The sequence below is a fragment of the Pseudomonas sp. GM74 genome, from assembly GCF_000282455.1.
In the GTDB taxonomy this organism is placed as follows: domain Bacteria; phylum Pseudomonadota; class Gammaproteobacteria; order Pseudomonadales; family Pseudomonadaceae; genus Aquipseudomonas.
In genome coordinates this window covers 31304-51172 of record NZ_AKJG01000159.1, presented here as the reverse complement: position 1 = coordinate 51172, position 19869 = coordinate 31304, and the positions used below count along the sequence as shown (strand labels likewise).

The window sequence follows — 19869 nt, the reverse complement described above, 5'->3', positions numbered from 1 at the left end:
CTGCTACGCAGCCGAACGCAGGCTTCGCCAGCTGCTACAGGACGTGAATCTGACCAAAAAAATCAGAATTTGGCTGATAGCCGGTACGGCAAAGTGCTTGCACAAAGTTTGGAATACCATAATATGATATTCCATAGACCGGACAGTCAGCACTGACTCGACGGACCTACTGCTCCCGATAGGCGGGCACTCCAAAGCCCCGCTCATAAACACAACAATGAGGGCGTGAAAATGGTGTTGAACAAACGTGCGACCGCGGTTCTTTTTGCGGGACTGCTGAGCGTGACCAGCCAGGCATTGCTGGCGGCTGAAAGCGTCAACTTCGTGAGTTGGGGCGGCAGCACCCAGGATGCGCAGAAGCAGGCCTGGGCCGACCCGTTCAGCAAGGCCAGCGGCATCACCGTTGTGCAGGATGGCCCGACCGACTACGGCAAGCTCAAGGCCATGGTCGAAAGCGGCAACGTGCAGTGGGACGTGGTCGACGTCGAAGCCGACTTCGCCCTGCGCGCCGCCGCCGAAGGCTTGCTTGAACCCCTCGATTTCAAAATCATTGAACGCGACAAGATCGACCCGCGCTTCGTCTCGGACCACGGTGTCGGCTCGTTCTTCTTCTCCTTCGTCCTGGGCTACAACGAAGGCAAGCTCGGCGCCGGCAAGCCTCAGGACTGGTCTGCGCTGTTCGACACCAAGACCTACCCCGGCAAACGCGCCCTCTACAAATGGCCAAGCCCTGGCGTACTGGAACTGGCGCTGCTGGCCGACGGTGTAGCGGCGGACAAGCTCTACCCGCTGGATCTGGATCGCGCGTTCAAAAAACTCGACACCATCAAGAAAGACATCGTCTGGTGGGGCGGCGGCGCGCAGTCGCAGCAGCTGCTGGCCTCCGGTGAAGCAAGCATGGGCCAGTTCTGGAACGGCCGGATCCACGCCCTGCAGGAAGACGGCGCCCCGGTCGGCGTAAGCTGGAAGCAGAACCTGGTGATGGCCGACATCCTGGTCATTCCCAAGGGTTCGAAAAACAAGGACGCGGCGATGAAGTTCCTGGCCAACGCCAGCAGTGCCAAGGGCCAGGCGGACTTCTCCAACCTGACCGCCTACGCCCCGGTCAACGTCGACAGCGTGCAGCGCCTGGACTCGGTGCTGGCCCCTAACCTGCCGACCGCTTACGCAAAGGATCAGATCACTCTTGATTTCGCGTACTGGGCCAAGAACGGTCCGGCCATCGCGACACGGTGGAACGAATGGCTGGTCAAATGAAAATGACGGCAACCGCATCCCGTCCATCCACGTCAGTCGGGAGCGCCCCTGGCGCTGCCGGCAAGGCAGCTGCGATCACGCAATCGCCGAGCCTGGCCCAGCGCTGGCGTGGCGCGAGCAACCTGGTGCCCGCCCTGCTGTTTCTCGGTCTGTTCTTTCTGGCGCCGTTGATTGGCCTGTTGTTGCGCGGCGTGCTGGAACCAGTGCCGGGGCTGGGCAACTACGAACAACTGTTCGCCAACTCGGCCTATGCGCGGGTCCTGCTCAACACCTTCTCGGTGGCGGGCCTGGTGACCCTGTTCAGCCTGCTGCTGGGCTTCCCGCTGGCCTGGGCGATCACCCTGGTGCCCCGTGGCTGGGGGCGCTGGATCCTGAACATCGTGCTGCTGTCGATGTGGACCAGCTTGCTCGCCCGCACCTACTCCTGGCTGGTGTTGCTGCAAGCCTCCGGGGTGATTAACAAGGCATTGATGGCCATGGGCATCATCGATCAACCGCTGGAAATGGTGCACAACCTGACCGGTGTGGTGATCGGCATGAGCTACATCATGATCCCGTTCATCGTGCTGCCGTTGCAGGCGACCATGCAGGCCATCGACCCGATGATCCTGCAGGCCGGTTCGATCTGCGGCGCCAGCCCCTGGACCAACTTCTTCCGGGTGTTCCTGCCGCTGTGCCGGCCGGGGCTGTTCTCCGGCGGCCTGATGGTGTTCGTGATGTCCCTCGGTTACTACGTGACCCCGGCGCTGCTGGGCGGTGCGCAGAACATGATGCTGCCCGAGTTCATCATTCAGCAGGTGCAGTCGTTCCTCAACTGGGGCCTGGCCAGCGCCGGCGCCGCGTTGTTGATCGTGATCACGCTGGTGCTGTTCTACTTCTACCTGAAGCTCCAGCCGGAATCCCCGGTTGGCGCCAGCAACGCGAGGTAAGCCGTCATGCTCCTGACCCCCAATGCCATGAGCCGGCGCATGCGTTTCGGCCTGTATGCCACCACCGGGCTGATCGGTCTGTTCCTGCTGCTGCCGATCGTGTTCATCGTGCTGCTGTCGTTCGGATCGTCGCAATGGCTGGTGTTCCCGCCGCCCGGCTGGACGTTGAAATGGTACGGCCAGTTCTTCTCCAATGCCGACTGGATGAACGCCGCCATGGCCAGCCTCAAGGTCGCGGTGCTGACCACGTTCTTCGCCGTCGCGCTGGGCCTGCCCACCGCGTTCGCTCTGGTACGCGGTCGCTTCCCCGGCCGGGAAATGCTCTACGGCCTGTTCACCCTGCCGATGATCGTGCCCCTGGTGATCATCGCCGTGGCGGTGTACGCGCTGTTCCTGAAACTGGGTTACACCGGGACCATGTTCGCGTTCGTGGTCAGCCATGTGATCGTCGCGTTGCCGTTCACCATCATCTCGATCATCAACTCCCTGAAGCTGTTCGACCAGTCGATCGAGGATGCGGCGGTGATCTGCGGCGCCTCGCGCCTGCAAGCGGTGTTCAAGGTGACCTTCCCGGCGATCCGTCCGGGCATGGTGGCCGGTGCCCTCTTCGCCTTCCTCGTCTCGTGGGATGAAGTGGTGCTGAGCGTGATGATGGCCAGCCCGACCCTGCAAACCCTTCCCGTGAAAATGTGGACCACCCTGCGCCAGGACCTGACACCCGTGATCGCCGTCGCCTCGACGCTGCTGATCGGCCTCTCGGTATTGGTCATGGTGATCGCCGCCGCTCTGCGCCGGCGCAACGAAATCAGCGCTTGAGCGCCAGGAGTACGACATGAGTGCAGTGATCAAAGATTCCGCGCAGCAAAATGACAAACCCCTGGTCAGCCTGCGCAACCTGAACAGACACTACGGCGACTTTGCCGCCGTGGACAACATCTCGCTGGACATCAAGGACGGTGAATTCCTCACCTTCCTCGGCTCCAGCGGCTCGGGCAAAAGCACTACGCTGTCGATGCTTGCCGGTTTCGAAACGCCGAGCAGCGGCGAGATCCTGGTCAACGGCCAATCGCTGGTCAACGTGCCGCCGCACAAGCGGGACATCGGCATGGTGTTCCAGCGCTACTCGCTGTTCCCGCACCTGTCCGTGCGCGACAACATTGCCTTCCCGCTGGCCATTCGCAAACTGGCCACGGCCGAACGCGAGCGCCGGGTCGATGCGATGCTCAAGCTGGTGCAGCTTGAGCAATTTGCCCATCGCCGCCCTTCGCAACTCTCTGGCGGTCAGCAACAGCGCGTCGCCATCGCCCGCGCGTTGGTTTACGAACCACGCATCCTGCTGATGGACGAACCGCTGGGCGCACTGGACAAAAAACTCCGTGAAGACTTGCAGGACGAACTGCGCCAGCTGCATCGACGCCTGGGCATCACCATCGTCTACGTGACCCACGATCAGGAAGAAGCCATGCGCCTGTCCCAGCGCATCGCGATTTTCAGCCACGGCAAGATTGTTGGCCTCGGCAGTGGCTATGACCTGTACCAGAATCCGCCGAACGCCTTTGTCGCCTCGTTCCTCGGCAACTCGAACTTCCTCAAGCTCAAGGCCCAAGGCAATGCGGTGGCGACCTTCGAAGGGCAGCCGTTGTCGATCCGACTGACCGCCGGCCTGCAAACCGATCAGGACGTGCTGTTGATGGTGCGTCCGGAAAAAGCCCTGGCCCTGAGCACTGAACAAGCCCTTGCCGAACCCCTGGTCGCCGGCTGGAACGAAGTCTCGGCCAAGGTCGTGGAAGTGTTGTTTCTCGGCGAGAGCCAGACCTGCAGCGTGGTCACCGCTGGCGGCACCTCGATGACGGTCAAGGCACTGTCCGCCGCCGGCATGCCGCTCAAGGCCGGTGACCCGGTGCGGGTGCGCTGGGCCACCGCCGATGCCTGCGTCTACACCGAATGGGCCGAAAGCGACCTGAACAAGGCTGCCGGCGCTCACTGATCCATTGGCCTGCGCGCGCGGGCCACTATAATGAGTCACCCTCGGGCCACCACAACGTCGGGTTGTGGTGGCCTTTTTTCTGTCGCCTGTAAGATAAATTGGACAACGGATTCCTAAAACCCCGGTTTAATGCTAAATAGTGCTCAGTATTTTTAACACCCGACCCTGTCGTGCCACACAGTGCAACGAGAATAACGATATGAAAGTCCATTTCGAGAAAAGTGAAGTGTTTGGGACCCTCCACCTGCAAGCGGCGGTGGCAGCATGATCGAAGTTACCGAAGTTTCCATTGCCGAGCTGCGCGCCGCGCTCGAATCCGGCCAGACCACCTCGGTTGAACTGGTCCAGGCTTATCTCGCGCGGATCGATGCCTATGACGGCCCCGAAACGCCGACCGCGCTGAACGCGGTCGTGGTGCGCAACCCCGAAGCGCTCGCCGAAGCCCAGGCGTCCGATGCCCGTCGCGCCAAGGGCCAGACGCTGGGAGCGCTGGACGGCATTCCTTACACCGCCAAGGACAGCTATCTGGTCAAGGGCCTCACCGCCGCTTCCGGCAGCCCGGCCTTCAAGGACCTGGTCGCCTATCGCGATGCATTCACCATCGAACGCCTGCGCGCCGCCGGGGCGATCTGCCTGGGCAAGACCAACATGCCACCGATGGCCAACGGCGGGATGCAACGTGGCGTCTACGGCCGCGCCGAAAGCCCGTACAACGCCGACTACCTCACCGCCCCTTTCGCCTCCGGCTCGTCGAACGGCGCGGGTACTGCCACGGCCGCGAGTTTCGCGGCCTTCGGTCTGGCGGAAGAAACCTGGTCGAGCGGTCGTGGCCCGGCCTCGAACAATGGCTTGTGCGCCTACACCCCTTCGCGTGGGGTGATCTCGGTGCGCGGCAACTGGCCGTTGACCCCGACCATGGACGTGGTCGTGCCGTTCGCCCGGACCATGGCCGACCTGCTCGAAGTGCTCGACGTGGTGGTGGCCGATGACCCGGACACCCGTGGCGATCTGTGGCGCCTGCAACCCTGGGTGCCGATCCCGAAATCTTCTTCGGTACGCCCTGAGTCCTACGCGGCGCTGGCCGCCAACAGCGAAGCGCTCAAAGGCAAGAAGTTCGGTATTCCACGCATGTACATCAATGCCGACCCAGAAGCCGGCACGTCCGAAGCGCCGGGCATCGGTGGCCCGACCGGCCAACGCATCAACACCCGTCCTTCGGTGATCGGGCTCTGGGAACAGGCGCGCAAGGCCCTCGAAGCCGCTGGCGCCGAAGTGCTCGAAGTGGACTTCCCGCTGGTTTCCAATTGCGAAGGCGATCGTCCTGGCGCACCGACCGTGTTCAATCGCGGCATCGTCTCCAAGGAATTTCTGCACCATGAACTGTGGGACCTGACCGCCTGGGCCTTCGATGACTTCCTGCAAGCCAACGGCGATCCGAAACTGAATCGTCTGGTCGATGTCGACGGCCCGCAGATTTTCCCTCACGACCCGGGCACCCTGCCCAACCGCGAGGGCGATCTGGTCGCCGGCATGGACGAATACGTGCGCATGGCCGAGCGCGGCATCACACAGTGGGACCAGATCAGCACAGTACCCGATGGCCTGCGCGGGCTTGAGAAGACCCGCAAGATCGATCTGGAAGACTGGATGGATCGCCTGGGACTCGACGCGGTGCTGTTCCCGACGGTCGCCGATGTAGCGCCTGCGAATGCCGATGTCGATCCGCATTCGGCGGATATCGCCTGGAGCAACGGTATTTGGGTCGCCAACGGCAACCTCGCCATCCGTCACCTTGGCGTGCCGACGGTCACCGTGCCGATGGGCGTGATGCCGGACATCGGCATGCCGGTCGGCCTGACCTTTGCCGGGCGCGCCTATGACGACTCGTCGCTGCTGCACCTGGCGTCGGCGTTCGAGTCGACCGGCAGCAAACGCATGATCCCGCCGCGTACCCCGCCATTGGCGGCTGACAAGCGGTAATCAACTCCGGGACTGGAGCCATTACCGCTCCCGTCCCGGATTTTCAGGGATCGACCTGAGCCATCAGTTCCGGAATCGATTCCGGCCGATTGGCAAAACGCTGCGCCAGTACCGCACAGACCATCAGTTGAATCTGGTGGAACAGCATCAGCGGCAAGATCAGCAAGCCAATGGTGCTCCCGGCAAACAACACCTGCGCCATCGGCACGCCGGTCGCCAGGCTTTTCTTCGAACCACAGAAGAGAATGGTGATACGGTCTTCCTGGTTGAAGCCGAATGCCTTGCCCAACACGGTAGAGGCCAGCAACACCAGTGCCAGAACGATGCAGCAGACCAGCACCAACCCAACCAGGTCCAGCAACGGAATCTGCTGCCAGAGACCCTCGATCACCGCCTCGCTGAACGCGCCGTAGACCACCAGCAAAATCGAGCCCTGATCGACGAACTTCAACCAGTTCTTGTTGCGCGCCACCCAGTTGCCGATCCAGCGCCGCGCGATTTGCCCGGCAATGAACGGCAGCAGCAGTTGCACGCTGATCTTGAGTATGGCGTCGAGGGTCGAGGCGCCTTCGCCGTGGACATTGAGCAGCAGGGTCACCAGCAACGGCGTGAGGAAAATCCCGAACAGGCTGGATGCCGCCGCACTGCAAATCGCCGCCGGGATGTTGCCCCGCGCCAGCGAAGTAAAGGCAATCGCCGACTGCACCGTGGCAGGCAACGCGCAGAGGTAGAGCATGCCCATGTACAGGTCATTGCCGATCAGCGGCGACAGCAGCGGCTTGAGCGCCAGGCCGAGCAGCGGGAACAGCACGAAGGTCAGGCTGAACACCAGCAAATGCAGGCGCCAGTGCCCGGCACCGGCAATGATCGATTCGCGGGACAGCTTGGCGCCATGCAGGAAAAACAGCAGTGCGATGGCGATATTGGTCAGCCAGCCAAAACCGACCGCGACCTGGCCGCTGGCGGGCAGCAGGCTGGCGAGCGCCACTACGCCGATCAGGGTCAGGGTGAAGTTGTCGGGTAACAAACGGGGGCGAGTCATGGGGTTGATCATCCGGGGGTTGCCAGTACGTGAAAGCGACTCTAACGTGACCGGGAATTACCGACTAACGCCGATGAGCCAGCTGATGCCGCCTAAAGGACATGACAAGAGTGTTCGACGCAGTATTCCCGGGCTGTCCAGCCTGCCACGACCGCTCTATGGCCGTACCGAATCGCTGCCCAATCGCGCCCTGACCCGGCGTCACAGCCATCCGTGGGTGCAGCTTTCCTACGCGATTGCGGGCGTGCTCGAAATTCAGACCGGCGTCGGTCGTTTCGTCGCCCCGCCGGAGCGTGCTGTGTGGATTCCAGCGGGCATGCCGCACCGGGTGTTCAGTTCGCCGCGCACGGAAATGCGCAGCCTGTACATCGATTGCAGTGTCTCGACGTGGGCGCCGCCGGGCTGTCATGTGTTGGGGGTCAGCGATTTGTTGCGCGAATTGATCCGTGCCTTCAGTCAGATACCGGTGGAATACGATCAGAACGGTCCGCACGGCCGGTTGGCCCAGGTGATTCTGGATCAGTTGGCGCAGGCGCCGCAGATCGATTTGATGCTACCCCTGCCCCAGGACAGCCGATTGCGGCAAATCGCCCAAAGCCTGGAGTCACACCCGGAGCAACAGACCACGCTCAGCCACTGGAGCGAGCAATTCGGCGTCACCGAGAAAACCCTCAGTCGCCTGTTTCTGCGCGACACCGGCCTGACTTTTCGCGCCTGGCGCCAGCGCTTGCGTTTACTTGGTGCCCTGACGCCACTGGAACAGGGTGAGCGAGTAACCGACGTCGCGTTGGCTTGTGGCTACGACTCGACCTCGGCGTTTATCGCGGCCTTCCGCCAGCAGTTCGGCGAAACGCCGGGGGAGTTCTTCCGCTAATCACAGCACCTTCCATCTTTGTTGCCTGTCAGTCAGCCATCGCGGGCAAGCCCGCTCCCACAGGGTCATGGGTGCGCACAAAACCTGTGCTCGACACAAAAACCTGTGGGAGCGAGCTTGCTCGCGATGGCGGTGGATCAGTCGACACCTGCATTGACTGACACTCCGCCTTCGCGAGCAAGTCGGATCGCCGCACCGCCGCTCCCACAGGGCCATGGGTGTACACAAAATCTGTACCCCCACAGATATCTCACACAATTTCCCGGTGTTACTGATCGGACTTGATGCTGGTCCACACCCGGGTGCGCACCCGCTCGAGCTTTTGCGGCAATGGCTGCACGACGTACAGCGTCTTCAATGCCTCGCTGGTCGGTGTCAGGTTCGGGTTGCCGGTGATGTTCTTGTCGATCAGCGCCAGCGAGTCCTTGTTGGCATTCGGGTAACCGAGGAAGTCGCTGATCGGCGCGATGACTTTCGGGTCCAGCAGGTCGTTGAGGAATTCGTGGGCCTCGGCGACGTTCTTCGCGCTTTTCGGAATGGCGAAGGTGTCGAACCAGATCGGCGCGCCCTCTTTCGGCAGGCGCCAGTCGACGACCACGCCGTTGCCCGCTTCTTTGGCGCGATTGCCGAATTGATAGAAGCTGCCGGAGTAACCGATGGCCACGCAGATATCGCCGTTGGCGATGTCGGTCATGTATTTGGCGGAGTTGAAGTAAGTGACGTAAGGGCGAACCTTGAGCATCAGCGCCTTGGCTTTTTCGTAGTCATCGGGATTCTGGCTGTTCGGGTCCAGCCCCAGGTAATGCAGGGCCAGCGGCAGGATCTCCGACGGCGAGTCGAGCATGGCGACGCCACAGGCCTTGAGCTTCTCCATGTTCTCGGGCTTGAACACCAGGTCCCAGCTGTCCACCGGCGCATTCTCGCCCAGCGCCGCCTTGACCTTGGCCGGGTTGAAGCCAATCAGCACGGTGCCGTACATGTAGGGCACGCCGTACTGGTTGCCCGGGTCGTTCTTGTCCAGCAGCTTGAGCAACGCAGGATCCTGGTGCGACCAGTTAGGCAGTCTGGACTTGTCGAGCTTCTGGAACACGCCCGCCTTGATCTGGGTTTCGATGAACTGGTTCGACGGCACCACCAGGTCGTAGCCCGAGTTGCCGGTCAGCAGCTTGGCTTCCAGGGACTCGTTGGTGTCGAAGGTGTCCCAGGTCACATTGATCCCGGTGTCTTTTGCGAAATCCTTGGGCACGGACGGCAGTATGTAGTCCGCCCAGTTGTACACCCGCAATTCGCGCTGTTCGGCGTGCACCGCGCTGGCCAGCAGCGACAGTCCGCAAACGGTGGCGCCCAGTATTCGTTTCATTGAGTCCATGGATCGTTTCCCCAAGTGTGGCGTGAGTTCGATGGTTTTTATGTTCTGTACACGGCAGCGGCCTTGAAAATAGCCAAGGGCAAGGAATTGAAGCGTCTGGTTGTGGTTTCAACTTGGGTTGCCGACTCAGCCACCCGCGTCTGATTCTTGCTGACGGCGTCGCCGGTTCACAGCGTGAGGCAGGCCAAAAGGAGATCGCAATGGCCAAAATAGGTGTCCGATTTGATCAGCGGCGCGAGGCCTTTCACCGAGGGTTAGTCCAAACAGCCGATGCCCGGGCAGCCTCCTTGCTGCTTATTGCGCATCACACCAATAACAAGATCGCGAGGCTTCGATGCGTGCTCCACTCCTGCTTGCCCTGCCCCTGCTCGGCCTGCTCAGTGCCTGTTCCGAACCCTATGAACCACAACCGCTGGCCAGCACGGGCAATGCCACTGCATTGATCGGCAGCGCCACTGTCCCCCGACCGCTGAGCGGCGCCGTGCCCGCCAACCCGTTCATGGCCAGCAACGGCAGCAGTTACATGCATGCCGATGGCTACAGCTCCGACACGCACCCCGGCCCCGGTCCGTTGGGCGGTGACATGCAAGTGAGCAGCCGTGACGGCAGTCGCAAGCCTGGCGGCATGTGCCCGATTCATACCTTCGATCAACAGGGCCGCCTGGTGGTGCTGTGCGCCAACCTGATGCAGTTCGAACTGCAACTGCTCGAACCGCGCACCCTCGAACTGCTGGCCCGCTACCCGCTGCCGCCGCGTCCTTCGACTTTCCACGCGCTGATTACCCTGGACCCGGACAAGATCATGGCGGACACCTCCGGCGCCTATTTCTATGTCGACGAGCAGAATCGCGTGGTCATCGCCGATGCCGAGCAGCACATCCAGCGCGTCGTGCATCGTCAGGATCAATCCGGTGCGTGGTCGTTCAAGGAGGTCGACAATTGGGACCTGAGCGACAAGGTTCCCCACGATTGTGTGCGCCCTGCTTCCTGGTTTCCCAAGGGCGAATGCGACCCTGTCACCGGAGTTATGCCTGATCACCAGGGCTTGATCTGGTGGATCACCCGACGCGGCCGCATCGGCACCCTGAACCCCGACACCGGCAAGGTCCAGGGCATTCAACTGGCCAACGAAGAGATCCAGAACGGCATGTCGGTGGCGGCCGACGGCGTTTATCTGGTGTCCGATCACGCCATGTACCGCTTCGCCGCCGATGCCGATGGCAAGCCCGTGCAAGGCTGGCGCGAGGTGTACGACCGTGGCACCGGACGCAAGGTCGGGGCGATCAATCAGGGCAGCGGCACTACGCCGACCCTGCTGGGCGAGCGCTACGTCACCATCACCGACAACAGCGACGGGCGCATCAACCTGCTGGTCTACCGTCGCGAACAGGATTACGCCGGCAATCGTCTGATCTGCAAGCTACCGGTGTTCGACAACAATGCCTCGGCCACCGACAACTCGGCCATCGGCTGGGGACGCTCGATCATCCTCGAGAACAACGCCGGCTACACCAGCGCCTTCGCGCAGAAGGACTGGCAGGCCGTGCACGGCGGTATCAGCCGTATCGACATCCGCACCGATGAGTCGGGCTGCGACCGGATCTGGGAATCGAAGGAACGTTCGCCTTCGGTGGTCCCCAAACTCTCGGTGAGCAACGGCCTGTTGTACTTCTACACCTTCGAGCCGCAGCCCGACGGCGAGAACGCCTGGTACCTGATGGCGCTGGATTTCGACAGCGGCCAGACCCGATTCAAGACGCTGAGCGGGGTCGGCCAGGCCTTCGACAACAACTGGTCGCCGATCACGCTGGCGCCGGATGGCACGGCCTATGTCGGGACTTTCGGTGGCTTGGTCGCGCTTTGGGACAAGGGCGTGAATGCAACAACCGGGCAACCCTGACAAATCGATTTTTGTGGGAGTGGCGGTGCGGCGATCCGACTTGTTCGCGAAAGCGGTATGTCAGGTCACATCGATACTGAATGTGCCGGCCTCTTCGCGGGCAAGCCCGCTCCCACAGGGGGGGCGTGATTACAATAACGACAAGGTGTAATTGATGATGAACCGGTTCTGATCCACGTTGCGCCCGGCATCGGTATTGGACTTGGCGTTACGCAGTGTGAACCCCACCCCCTTGAACGTGCCCGACTGCAACACGTAGTCCAGGGTCATGTCGCGCTCCCACTCAGACTGGTCACTGGCGTTTTGCGCCTTGATGTCCGTGCCCTTCAGATACACGATCGAGGCTTTCAGGCCCGGCACGCCCAGGGGCGCGAAGTCGTAGGTGTACTGCCCGAAATTCGTCTGTTCGCCGGCCCGGGCAAAGTTCTGGATCATCTTGTCGGTGGGCAGGTAGACGCTGCCGCCGCCCGCCCCCTTGTCCACCAGGCTGCCCTGGTTGGGCTGGACGAAGTTGCTGCCGTCGCCCACCCGTTGATGCCCCACCGACACCGCGTGCCCACCATGGGTGTAGGTGACCATCGCAGACCAGGTGCTGTTGTCGATTTCACCGTCGTTGTCGCCGGTGTAGCCCGATACCCGATAGCCTTGCGCGCGGCCGGTGGCGGAGCTGTTGGCACCGCTCGACGTGGTGCGGAAGTAGCGCAGGTCGGTGGTCAGTGAGCTTGCGCTGTCGATGGACAGGATGTGCGTCAGGCCGAGGAAGTGCTGGTTGTAGAAATCCTCCAGCTGCGCGAAGTAATACTGAGTCTTCAGGTTCCTGGTGAGGTTGTAGTCACCGCCGGCGTAGTAGAACTTGTTGCTGTCCTGTGTGCTGCCGGCGACCGACAAGCCTGTGCGGTCCGTCGAGGCGCGCCCTACCGCGTGCTCCAGCACACCGCCGGTCAACGTCAGGCCATCGATGTCGTTCGAGGTGACCTGCGCGCCGGTAAACGATTGCGGCAACACACGGGCATCGTTCGCCAGAAGGATCGGCAATTTCGGCAGCAAGGTGCCGTAGCGAAATTCAGTCCTGGCCAGGCGCATCTTCGCCGTAGGACCGAAGCTGCTCCAGGCGGGGGCCGCGCCGTCGCCGTCGGAAGGAATCATGCCACTACCGACGTGGCGCCCCGCTCCGCTGTCCAGCGTGATGCCGAGCAACGCCTGGGCATCGAGCCCGAACCCCACCGCGCCCTGGGTAAACCCGGATTCATAGCGCAACACGAAACCCTGGGCCGCCTCTTCGGTTTTCGAAGGGGCCGCGCTGCCATCACGATTGTCGCTGTTGAAATACAGGGTGCGCATCGAGAGACTGGCCTTGCTGTCTTCGAGAAAACCATGGGCTGCGGTGTCAGCCGCCTGTGCGCACACCGAACTGGTGGCCAGCAGGACTGCGGTGGGAATCGCGCGTTTGAACATAAGGTGCTCCTGGGTGTTTCTTATCGTTATTTGAAGGTTTCACCGCCAGACAGGACCCGATTGCCGCCCACGCAACAGCGCTCAGCACGGGCGCGAAAACAGGCGCGCTCGATGAGTGGCATGAGCATCGGACGTTCGAGGTGAGGGTTGACTGACTGGCTTGTGAAACTCTTAAAACATTTCGAGAGGCTATTATCAAACGCGGTGAAAGTAGTTTTCGTGCAGGGATAAGGCTTGTCGCGCAGGGGTATGGACGATCACTGTTTTTGTATATCGGTGCGGCGGATTTTCATCATACTGACATCATCAGCGGTGTTCGGTGGCTGCCGGCATGTCCCAACCAGAGCAATGACCCATGAACGATCAAATCGAACTGTACGGCGCGAACACCGGCAACACGCTACGGGCCGCCATTGCGCTTGAAGAGGCCGGTATTGCCTACACGGCACGCTGGTTGGACCTTCATGCCCGCGAGCAACTGGAACCTGCCTTCCTGGCGCTGAACCCGGCCGGGAAAGTGCCGACCCTGATCGATCACGGGCCGACGCCTGTGCTGGTCATCAACCAGTCCAACGCCATCATCCAGTACGCCGATGCCAAGGCGCCTGGACGACTGGCACCGGCGCAACCGGGACCTGAGCGTATCCGGGTGATTGACCGCTATTTCTTTTTCGTGACCGATGTCATCGCCCCCAGCCATGCCGCGTTTTTTCTGCACCAGGCGGGACAGGACAAGGCAGCGGCAACCATCGATCTGCGCGTGATTGAACAGCTCACCTTCTCGGAAAGCTTTCTGACTGACGACTTCATGGCCGGACAGCAATTCTCCATGGCCGACATTTCGGCATTCACCATTGCCACAGCGTTCCGTGATCGACTGGACTGGAAACAGCTACCAGAGCTATCGCACTGGTACGACAGCGTTGAAGCCAGGCCGTCGGTGCAGCGTGCCCGGGCGGCTTTCCAGAACCGCTGAACAATCACCACAAACCAAAATGCCCGACAAAGCGCCGGGCATTTTCAGACGAACACGAAAGGTTTTTGCCTCAGTCGCTGCAGCCGAGCGCTGCCGAACGGCTTTCCTGCAACTGGCTTCGCGTCGCGAGGCAGTAATACAACGGGCACGTCACCACCAGCCCCACCAGCCACGACAAGTCCGCGCCCTCCACCAGATTGGCGTACGGCCCGACGTACAACGACGTGTTGGCAAACGGCAGTTGCACGATGATGCCGATGAAGTAGGCGATGATCGCGTGCAGGTTGAAGCGACCGTAGATACCGCCGTCAGCGCGGAAGATCGAGGCGATGTCATAGCGACGCCCCTTGATCAGGTAGAAGTCGATCAGGTTGATCGAGGCCCATGGCACCAGCACCAGCAACAGCGCCAGGATCAGGCCGATGAACTGCGAAATGAAATTCGCCGAAGCACCCAGCGCCACCACGCAGCAACCCGCCAGCACGATGCTCGACAACACCACGCGCACCTTGATGCCGGGTGTCCACTGGCTGGCGAAGGTCTGGATCGAGGTGATGATCGACAGCACCGCGCCATACAGATTCAAGGCGTTGTGGCTGATGATGTTGAGCAGGAACAACACCATCAGGATCGGCCCCAGCCAACCGGTGGACTGCTTGACCGCCGCCATCGCCTCGGTGCCTTCCGGGGTTGCCAGTACCGCCACGGCGCCGAAGGTGAACGACAGGATCGTGCCCAGCGTCGCCCCCAGGTAGGTGGCGAAAAATGGCCGGGTGATGCCGATATCCGCCGGCAGGTAGCGCGAGTAGTCCGACACGTAAGGCGAGAAGCTGATCTGCCAGATGATGCCCAACGATACCGTGGCCAGCCAGCCGGACAGGTTGAATCCGCCGCGGGTGAAGAAGTCCGCCGGCAGGTCATGGGCGAAGATGTAGAGGAACCCGGCAAGCAACGCGCTACCCATCACCCAGGTGCCGATGCGGTTCAGGGTATGGATGAAGCGATAACCGATCACCCCGATGGCCGTGGCGCTGAGGGCGCCGATGAGGATGCTGGCCGGCACCGGAACCGACGGCGCAATGCCGACAATCGATTTGCCTGCCAGCACGATGTTGGAAATGAAGAAACCGATGTAGATCAACGCCGCGAAGAACACGATCAGCAGCGCGCCATAGCGGCCGAACTGACCACGGCTCTGCACCATCTGCGGAATACCCATGCACGGCCCCTGGGCCGATGCCAGCGCAATCACCACACCGCCGACCATGTGCCCGAGGGCAATCGCCAGCAGGCCCCAGAACAGATTGAGGTGGAACACCTGGACCACCATGGCGCCCGTGACGATGGGCAGTGGCGCGATGTTGGTGCTGAACCACAGGGTGAAGAGATCGCGGGCCTTCCCGTGGCGCTCTGCGAGTGGAACGTAGTCGACCGTATGGTTCTCGATCAACGGATCTTGCCGGGACATCTGGGACATGTGCATGAACTCGAGTTTGTCTGTTCTTATCTTTGTATGAAGCCAAACCGGGGGACTCTCTGGCCGCCCCTCAGATGCGAACCATATTATGGTATTCCAAGCTTTAAACAAGACTGATCCGGTCTTTGAACAAGCATCTGAACCGGCATCCTGCCCGAATCGCGCCATCGTTGGCCAGCTTAAAGCCCCGTAATCATTGGGTTTGCGACGAAGGCCTTACGTTTATCGGTTCACCTAAAAAGACCTTGCAAACGATGTATTACGGTATACCATCAGACCTACAAACACATAAAAACGCGTCACACCACCCGAGGACCGTCCAATGATCGATGCCGCCATCTACAAACAAGTCATGGGTTCGTTCCCGTCCGGAGTGACCGTGATCACCACCCTGGATGATAACGGGCAAATCGTCGGCCTGACCGCCAGCGCCTTCAGCTCGCTGTCGATGGACCCGGCCCTGGTGCTGTTCTGCCCCAACTACAGCTCCGACTCCTACCCGGTGTTGATCAAGAACAAACGTTTTGCCATCCACGTGTTGTCCGGCGGCCAGCAGAACGAAGCCTATGCCTTCGCGCGCAAAGGCAAGGACAAGGCCCAGGGGATCGAGTGGACGCTCAGCGAGTTGGGCAACCCGATTCTGGCCAACGCCACGGCGGTCATCGAATGCGAGTTGTGGCGCGAATATGAAGGCGGTGACCACGCCATCATGGTCGGCGCGGTGAAAAACCTGATCGTGCCCCGGCAGAGCAGCGGGCCACTGGTGTATTGCCACGGCAAGATGGGTGCCCTGCCCGTGCTGGCCTGAACCCTCTGATATCACCGCATCCCCCTGTGGGAGCGGGCTTGCTCGCGAAGAGGCCGGCACACTCAACATCGATGTCGCCTGACACTCCGCCTTCGCGGGCAAGCCCGCTCCCACAGAACCCGGGGTTGCCGGCAGAGAAATGTTTTGCAGACATTTCGTATTATGGTATACCAATAACTATCAGGCCCGCAGTCGACAGGCCAACAACAATAGATCCGAGGTAAGCGTCATGAAGTTTTCCCTGTTCGTACACATGGAACGTTGGGACGAAAGCGTCAGCCACCGCCAGTTGTTCGAAGACCTGACCGAACTGACGCTGATGGCCGAGGCCGGTGGTTTCAGCACCGTATGGATCGGCGAACACCACTCCATGGAGTACACCATTTCACCAAGCCCGATGCCGCTGCTGGCTTACCTGGCGGGCAAGACCACCACCATTCACCTGGGCGCCGGCACCATCATCGCGCCGTTCTGGCACCCGCTGCGGGTGGCCGGTGAATGCGCGTTGCTCGACGTGATCAGCAACGGGCGCATGGAGGTCGGCCTGGCACGTGGCGCCTACCAGATCGAGTTCGACCGCATGGCCGGCGGCATGCCGGCATCCTCCGGCGGCCAGGCGTTGCGGGAAATGGTTCCTGTGGTACGGGCCCTGTGGAACGGCGACTACGCCCATGACGGCGACATCTGGAAATTCCCGACCTCCACCAGCGTGCCCAAGCCGATCCAGCAACCGAACCCGCCGATGTGGATCGCCGCCCGCGACCCGGACTCGCACAACTTCGCCGTGGCCAACGGCTGCAACGTCATGGTCACGCCGTTGATGAAAGGCGACGAGGAAGTCCTCGACCTGAAGAACAAATTCCAGGCCGCCCTGGACAACAACCCGGACGTGCCGCGCCCGCAACTGATGGTGCTGCGTCACACCCACGTGCACACCGCCGACGATCCGCAGGGCTGGGAAGTCGGGGCCAAGGCAATCTCGAAGTTCTACCGCACCTTCGATGCCTGGTTCGGCAACAAGACCACCCCGGTCAACGGCTTCCTCGCGCCAAGCCCGGAAGAGAAATTCGCCGGTCGCCCCGAGTTCGAACTCGAGAGCCTGCACAAGACCGCCATGATCGGCACCCCGGAAGAAATCATTCCGCGCATCAAGTACTACCAGGAACTGGGGGTCGACGAATTCAGCTTCTGGTGCGATAACAGCCTGCCCCACGCGGAGAAGAAAAAATCCCTGGAGCTGTTTATCAAGCACGTGGTGCCAGCGTTTCGCTGATTCCTGTGCCAGGATGCGAGGCTGGGGACCAGCACACCTCAACTGTGGGAGCGGCGGTGCGGCGATCCGACTTGCTCGCGAAAGCGGTGCCCCAGACGATATTAATGTTGGATGTGCCGGCCTCTTCGCGGGCAAGTCGGATCGCCGCACCGCCGCTCCCACAGGGATTGGTGTACCGGACACACCGCGTTCGCGAGCAGGTTCGCCCCCACAAGAGTCGATTCCAATGATCACTGGTCGTCTCCCATCACTCGCCCCTCCCTCCGGTGCCGCGCGGGCCTACCTGCGCGGTGAATGGACCGCTTCGCACCTGCATTTCAAGCGCCTGCGCGCCAGCGTTTCGGCCAAGCAGAACGGTTTCTGGCAAATAGTTCACTGAGCCCACCCGAACAGCCAATCACGCACCCCGCGTCTCGCCATTGCATGGCGCGTACGGTGCATCGTGTTTCGCCTTTGATCAGGTTTGCCCAATGAACAATAACAACGCGCTGTTGATCATCGACATGCAGCAAGAGGACGGCTTCGTCCTGGAAAACCTCGACACAGTGGTTACCAATACCGCCGCCCTGCTCGATACCGCCCGCCATCAGCGGATGCCTGTCATCTATACCCGCCACATCAATCAGGCCGACGGCAGTGACCTGCCCCACGGCGAACCTCTGGCCGCCGACGGTGGCCCCGGCAGTTACCGCGCCGGCACCCGGCAAGTGGAAATCATCGAGTCGCTGACGCCGCAGCCCGGTGAATTGATCATCGACAAGGGCCGGTACAGTGCCTTTCACCGCACCGACCTCGACACCCGACTCAAGGCATTGGAGGTCGACACGCTGATCGTCTGCGGCGTGCTGACAGACGTCTGCGTGCTGACCAGCGTGTTCGATGCCTTCGCCCTGGGTTATCGCGTGCGCCTGGTCAGCGATGCCTGCACCACGACCACCGAGGCCGGGCATTACTCGGCCTTGCTGATCATGGCCAACTGGGTCTATGCGCTGGAAATCCTCACCACGACCGAATGCCGGCGTGCCCTGCAACAACGTGATTACATCAGCCTGATCCCCGAGCAGCCGGACCTGTTTGCCCACCAGCCCCATGAGCTGCAAAGCACCATCGCCCGTCTGCAATCCCGTCTCGTCCGGACTCAGGAGTGATCGCCATGCAAGTCGAAAAAAGAAGCATCGATTTCATCCCCGAGACCGAACGCCACGGCAAACCGGGTTCGCTGTTCTATATCTGGTTCGGCGCCAACATGAACATCACCACAATCGCCTCCGGCGTGTTGCCGGTGGTGATGGGGCTCAACCTGTTCTGGAGTGCGCTGGCGATCATCATCGGCTCGTTGCTGGGGGCGATTTTCATGGCCTCCCACTCGGCCCAGGGACCGAAGCTGGGCATTCCGCAAATGATCCAGAGCCGGGCGCAATTCGGCGTGTTGGGGGCAGTGTTGCCGCTGCTTTTCGTGATGCTGATCTACCTGGGTTTCTTCGTCAGCAACACCTTGCTCGCGGCCCAGGCGCTGGAGTCCGTCAGCCCGCTGCCGATGTCCGGCAATATCTACCTGATCGGCGCGCTGTGCTTCGTCGTCGCGCTCTATGGCTATCGGTTGATTCACCGCTTGCAGAAGCTGCTGTCGATTCTGTCGCTGGTGGTGTTCGTCGCCGCCACGGTGCTCGCCTTGCAGTTGCCGATCCCGGCCGAACAATGGCTGCCAACCGGCTTCTCGTTATCGAAGTTCCTGGTGGCGGTGAGCATCGCCGTGACCTGGCAACTGTCCTACGCGCCTTACGTCGCTGACTATTCGCGCTACCTGCCGAGCAACACGCCAACCGCCCAGGTGTTCTGGTACAGCTACGCCGGCACGGTCAGCGGCGGCGCGTGGATGATGATTCTCGGGGCGATCCTGAGCGTCGGCATCGGCGACTTTTCCAGCAATGTCGGCGGGCATGTCGCCGGATTGTTTGGCGGCGCCGCAGTGCTGCTGTTCGCGTTCATCGTCTACGGCCAGGTGTCGATCAACGTGTTCAACCTGTACGGCGCGTTCATGTCGACCATCACCGTGATCGAACCTTTCGCCCGACTCAAGGTGACCCCGCGGGTGCGCGGTGTGTTCATGCTGCTGATCAGCCTGGTGGCCACAGCCCTGTGCACCATCAGTCAGGACGACTTCATCAACTTCTTCCTGAACTTCATCTTCTTCATGAGCTACTTCCTGATCCCGTGGACGGCGATCAATCTGGTGGACTACTACTGCCTGCGCAAAGGCCAGTACCGGATTGACGACATCTTCGACCTGAACGGGATCTACGGGCGGGTCAACCGGATTGCCTGCGGCAGTTTCCTGCTGGCGATTGCCCTGGAAATTCCGTTCATGAACACCACGCTGTATGTCGGCCCGGTGGCTACGGCGCTGGACGGGGTGGATCTGGCGTGGATCGTCGGGCTGCTGGTGCCGGCGTTGAGTTATTACTGGCTGATGAAGCTCGGCAAGCGAGCGCCAATGATGGAGTCAGCGGCCGACTGAATTTCAGGCAAAAAAAATCCCGGG

Annotated in this window: 17 protein-coding genes; 13 read left to right on the top strand and 4 right to left on the bottom strand. The window is 61.4% G+C overall.

What is annotated here, in order from left to right; translation table 11 throughout:
* Positions 1 to 231 precede the first annotated feature (231 nt).
* The 5 genes from PMI34_RS02000 to PMI34_RS02020 all read left to right on the top strand — a co-directional run bounded on the left by PMI34_RS02000 (position 232) and on the right by PMI34_RS02020 (position 6153).
* Positions 232 to 1257, top strand: a complete 1026-nt coding sequence (locus tag PMI34_RS02000; protein WP_008053816.1) for an ABC transporter substrate-binding protein — start codon at positions 232 to 234, stop codon at positions 1255 to 1257.
* A complete protein-coding gene (locus tag PMI34_RS02005) occupies positions 1254 to 2186 on the top strand; it encodes an ABC transporter permease (RefSeq protein ID WP_008053814.1) in 933 nt (310 codons plus the stop codon). The genes PMI34_RS02000 and PMI34_RS02005 overlap by 4 nt, the downstream gene beginning before the upstream one ends.
* A gap of 6 nt (positions 2187 to 2192) precedes the next feature.
* Entirely contained in the window at positions 2193 to 3002 is an 810-nt protein-coding gene (locus PMI34_RS02010) for an ABC transporter permease (RefSeq protein ID WP_007976227.1), read from the top strand.
* Between the two features lie 16 nt (positions 3003 to 3018).
* Complete coding sequence (locus tag PMI34_RS02015; protein ID WP_008053813.1) at positions 3019 to 4173, top strand: ABC transporter ATP-binding protein; 1155 nt, start codon at positions 3019 to 3021, stop codon at positions 4171 to 4173.
* A gap of 264 nt (positions 4174 to 4437) precedes the next feature.
* On the top strand, positions 4438 to 6153 hold the full coding sequence (locus tag PMI34_RS02020) for an amidase (protein ID WP_008053812.1): 1716 nt from the start codon (positions 4438 to 4440) through the stop codon (positions 6151 to 6153).
* A 43-nt stretch (positions 6154 to 6196) separates the two neighbouring features.
* Here PMI34_RS02020 and PMI34_RS02025 read toward each other — a convergent pair whose 3' ends face one another.
* Positions 6197 to 7195 (bottom strand): bile acid:sodium symporter family protein, encoded by a 999-nt coding sequence (locus PMI34_RS02025; RefSeq protein WP_008053811.1) that lies wholly within the window; start codon positions 7193 to 7195, stop codon positions 6197 to 6199.
* Between the two features lie 85 nt (positions 7196 to 7280).
* Here PMI34_RS02025 and PMI34_RS02030 point away from each other — a divergent pair, with 85 nt between their 5' ends.
* Positions 7281 to 8069, top strand: coding sequence for an AraC family transcriptional regulator (locus tag PMI34_RS02030; protein ID WP_008053810.1), 789 nt, complete (start codon positions 7281 to 7283; stop codon positions 8067 to 8069).
* Between the two features lie 268 nt (positions 8070 to 8337).
* Here the strand turns inward: PMI34_RS02030 and PMI34_RS02035 are convergent, their stop codons facing one another.
* Positions 8338 to 9438 carry a polyamine ABC transporter substrate-binding protein gene (locus PMI34_RS02035; RefSeq protein WP_008053809.1) on the bottom strand — a complete coding sequence of 367 codons (1101 nt, stop codon included), beginning with the start codon at positions 9436 to 9438 and terminating at the stop codon, positions 8338 to 8340.
* A gap of 334 nt (positions 9439 to 9772) precedes the next feature.
* Between PMI34_RS02035 and PMI34_RS02040 the strand changes: the two genes are divergently transcribed.
* Positions 9773 to 11338: a hypothetical protein gene (locus tag PMI34_RS02040; protein ID WP_008053808.1), complete on the top strand. Its 1566-nt coding sequence runs from the start codon at positions 9773 to 9775 to the stop codon at positions 11336 to 11338.
* Positions 11339 to 11467: 129 nt separating this feature from the next.
* Here PMI34_RS02040 and PMI34_RS02045 read toward each other — a convergent pair whose 3' ends face one another.
* Positions 11468 to 12793 (bottom strand): OprD family porin, encoded by a 1326-nt coding sequence (locus tag PMI34_RS02045; RefSeq protein ID WP_008053807.1) that lies wholly within the window; start codon positions 12791 to 12793, stop codon positions 11468 to 11470.
* Between the two features lie 355 nt (positions 12794 to 13148).
* Here PMI34_RS02045 and PMI34_RS02050 point away from each other — a divergent pair, with 355 nt between their 5' ends.
* A complete protein-coding gene (locus PMI34_RS02050; RefSeq protein WP_008053806.1) occupies positions 13149 to 13769 on the top strand; it encodes a glutathione S-transferase family protein in 621 nt (206 codons plus the stop codon).
* Between the two features lie 70 nt (positions 13770 to 13839).
* On the opposite strand, the gene PMI34_RS02055 is transcribed toward PMI34_RS02050, so the two are convergent.
* Positions 13840 to 15246, bottom strand: a complete 1407-nt coding sequence (locus tag PMI34_RS02055; RefSeq protein ID WP_008053805.1) for a purine-cytosine permease family protein — start codon at positions 15244 to 15246, stop codon at positions 13840 to 13842.
* 322 nt (positions 15247 to 15568) lie between these two features.
* On the opposite strand from PMI34_RS02055, the gene PMI34_RS02060 reads away from it, so the two are divergent.
* The 5 genes from PMI34_RS02060 (at position 15569) to PMI34_RS02075 (ending at position 19845) form a co-directional block, all read left to right on the top strand.
* Complete coding sequence (locus tag PMI34_RS02060; RefSeq protein WP_008053804.1) at positions 15569 to 16054, top strand: flavin reductase family protein; 486 nt, start codon at positions 15569 to 15571, stop codon at positions 16052 to 16054.
* 229 nt (positions 16055 to 16283) lie between these two features.
* The gene (locus PMI34_RS02065; protein ID WP_008000482.1) at positions 16284 to 17327 is read left to right on the top strand and encodes an LLM class flavin-dependent oxidoreductase; all 1044 of its coding nucleotides are present in this window, start codon (positions 16284 to 16286) and stop codon (positions 17325 to 17327) included.
* Between the two features lie 226 nt (positions 17328 to 17553).
* Complete coding sequence (locus tag PMI34_RS29035; RefSeq protein WP_008053803.1) at positions 17554 to 17706, top strand: hypothetical protein; 153 nt, start codon at positions 17554 to 17556, stop codon at positions 17704 to 17706.
* A 91-nt stretch (positions 17707 to 17797) separates the two neighbouring features.
* Positions 17798 to 18475 (top strand): isochorismatase family cysteine hydrolase, encoded by a 678-nt coding sequence (locus PMI34_RS02070; protein WP_008053801.1) that lies wholly within the window; start codon positions 17798 to 17800, stop codon positions 18473 to 18475.
* A 5-nt stretch (positions 18476 to 18480) separates the two neighbouring features.
* The gene (locus PMI34_RS02075; RefSeq protein WP_008053800.1) at positions 18481 to 19845 is read left to right on the top strand and encodes a purine-cytosine permease family protein; all 1365 of its coding nucleotides are present in this window, start codon (positions 18481 to 18483) and stop codon (positions 19843 to 19845) included.
* Positions 19846 to 19869 lie beyond the last annotated feature (24 nt).

Excerpts from the sequence above, each read along its gene's own strand:
- PMI34_RS02000 (WP_008053816.1), top strand. The coding sequence starts at position 232 with ATGGTGTTGAACAAACGTGCGACCGCGGTTCTTTTTGCGGGACTGCTG.
- PMI34_RS02005 (WP_008053814.1), top strand. The coding sequence starts at position 1,254 with ATGAAAATGACGGCAACCGCATCCCGTCCATCCACGTCAGTCGGGAGC.
- PMI34_RS02010 (WP_007976227.1), top strand. The coding sequence starts at position 2,193 with ATGCTCCTGACCCCCAATGCCATGAGCCGGCGCATGCGTTTCGGCCTG.
- PMI34_RS02015 (WP_008053813.1), top strand. The coding sequence starts at position 3,019 with ATGAGTGCAGTGATCAAAGATTCCGCGCAGCAAAATGACAAACCCCTG.
- PMI34_RS02020 (WP_008053812.1), top strand. The coding sequence starts at position 4,438 with ATGATCGAAGTTACCGAAGTTTCCATTGCCGAGCTGCGCGCCGCGCTC.
- PMI34_RS02025 (WP_008053811.1), bottom strand. The coding sequence starts at position 7,195 with ATGACTCGCCCCCGTTTGTTACCCGACAACTTCACCCTGACCCTGATC.
- PMI34_RS02030 (WP_008053810.1), top strand. The coding sequence starts at position 7,281 with ATGCCGCCTAAAGGACATGACAAGAGTGTTCGACGCAGTATTCCCGGG.
- PMI34_RS02035 (WP_008053809.1), bottom strand. The coding sequence starts at position 9,438 with ATGGACTCAATGAAACGAATACTGGGCGCCACCGTTTGCGGACTGTCG.
- PMI34_RS02040 (WP_008053808.1), top strand. The coding sequence starts at position 9,773 with ATGCGTGCTCCACTCCTGCTTGCCCTGCCCCTGCTCGGCCTGCTCAGT.
- PMI34_RS02045 (WP_008053807.1), bottom strand. The coding sequence starts at position 12,793 with ATGTTCAAACGCGCGATTCCCACCGCAGTCCTGCTGGCCACCAGTTCG.
- PMI34_RS02050 (WP_008053806.1), top strand. The coding sequence starts at position 13,149 with ATGAACGATCAAATCGAACTGTACGGCGCGAACACCGGCAACACGCTA.
- PMI34_RS02055 (WP_008053805.1), bottom strand. The coding sequence starts at position 15,246 with ATGTCCCAGATGTCCCGGCAAGATCCGTTGATCGAGAACCATACGGTC.
- PMI34_RS02060 (WP_008053804.1), top strand. The coding sequence starts at position 15,569 with ATGATCGATGCCGCCATCTACAAACAAGTCATGGGTTCGTTCCCGTCC.
- PMI34_RS02065 (WP_008000482.1), top strand. The coding sequence starts at position 16,284 with ATGAAGTTTTCCCTGTTCGTACACATGGAACGTTGGGACGAAAGCGTC.
- PMI34_RS29035 (WP_008053803.1), top strand. The coding sequence starts at position 17,554 with ATGATCACTGGTCGTCTCCCATCACTCGCCCCTCCCTCCGGTGCCGCG.
- PMI34_RS02070 (WP_008053801.1), top strand. The coding sequence starts at position 17,798 with ATGAACAATAACAACGCGCTGTTGATCATCGACATGCAGCAAGAGGAC.
- PMI34_RS02075 (WP_008053800.1), top strand. The coding sequence starts at position 18,481 with ATGCAAGTCGAAAAAAGAAGCATCGATTTCATCCCCGAGACCGAACGC.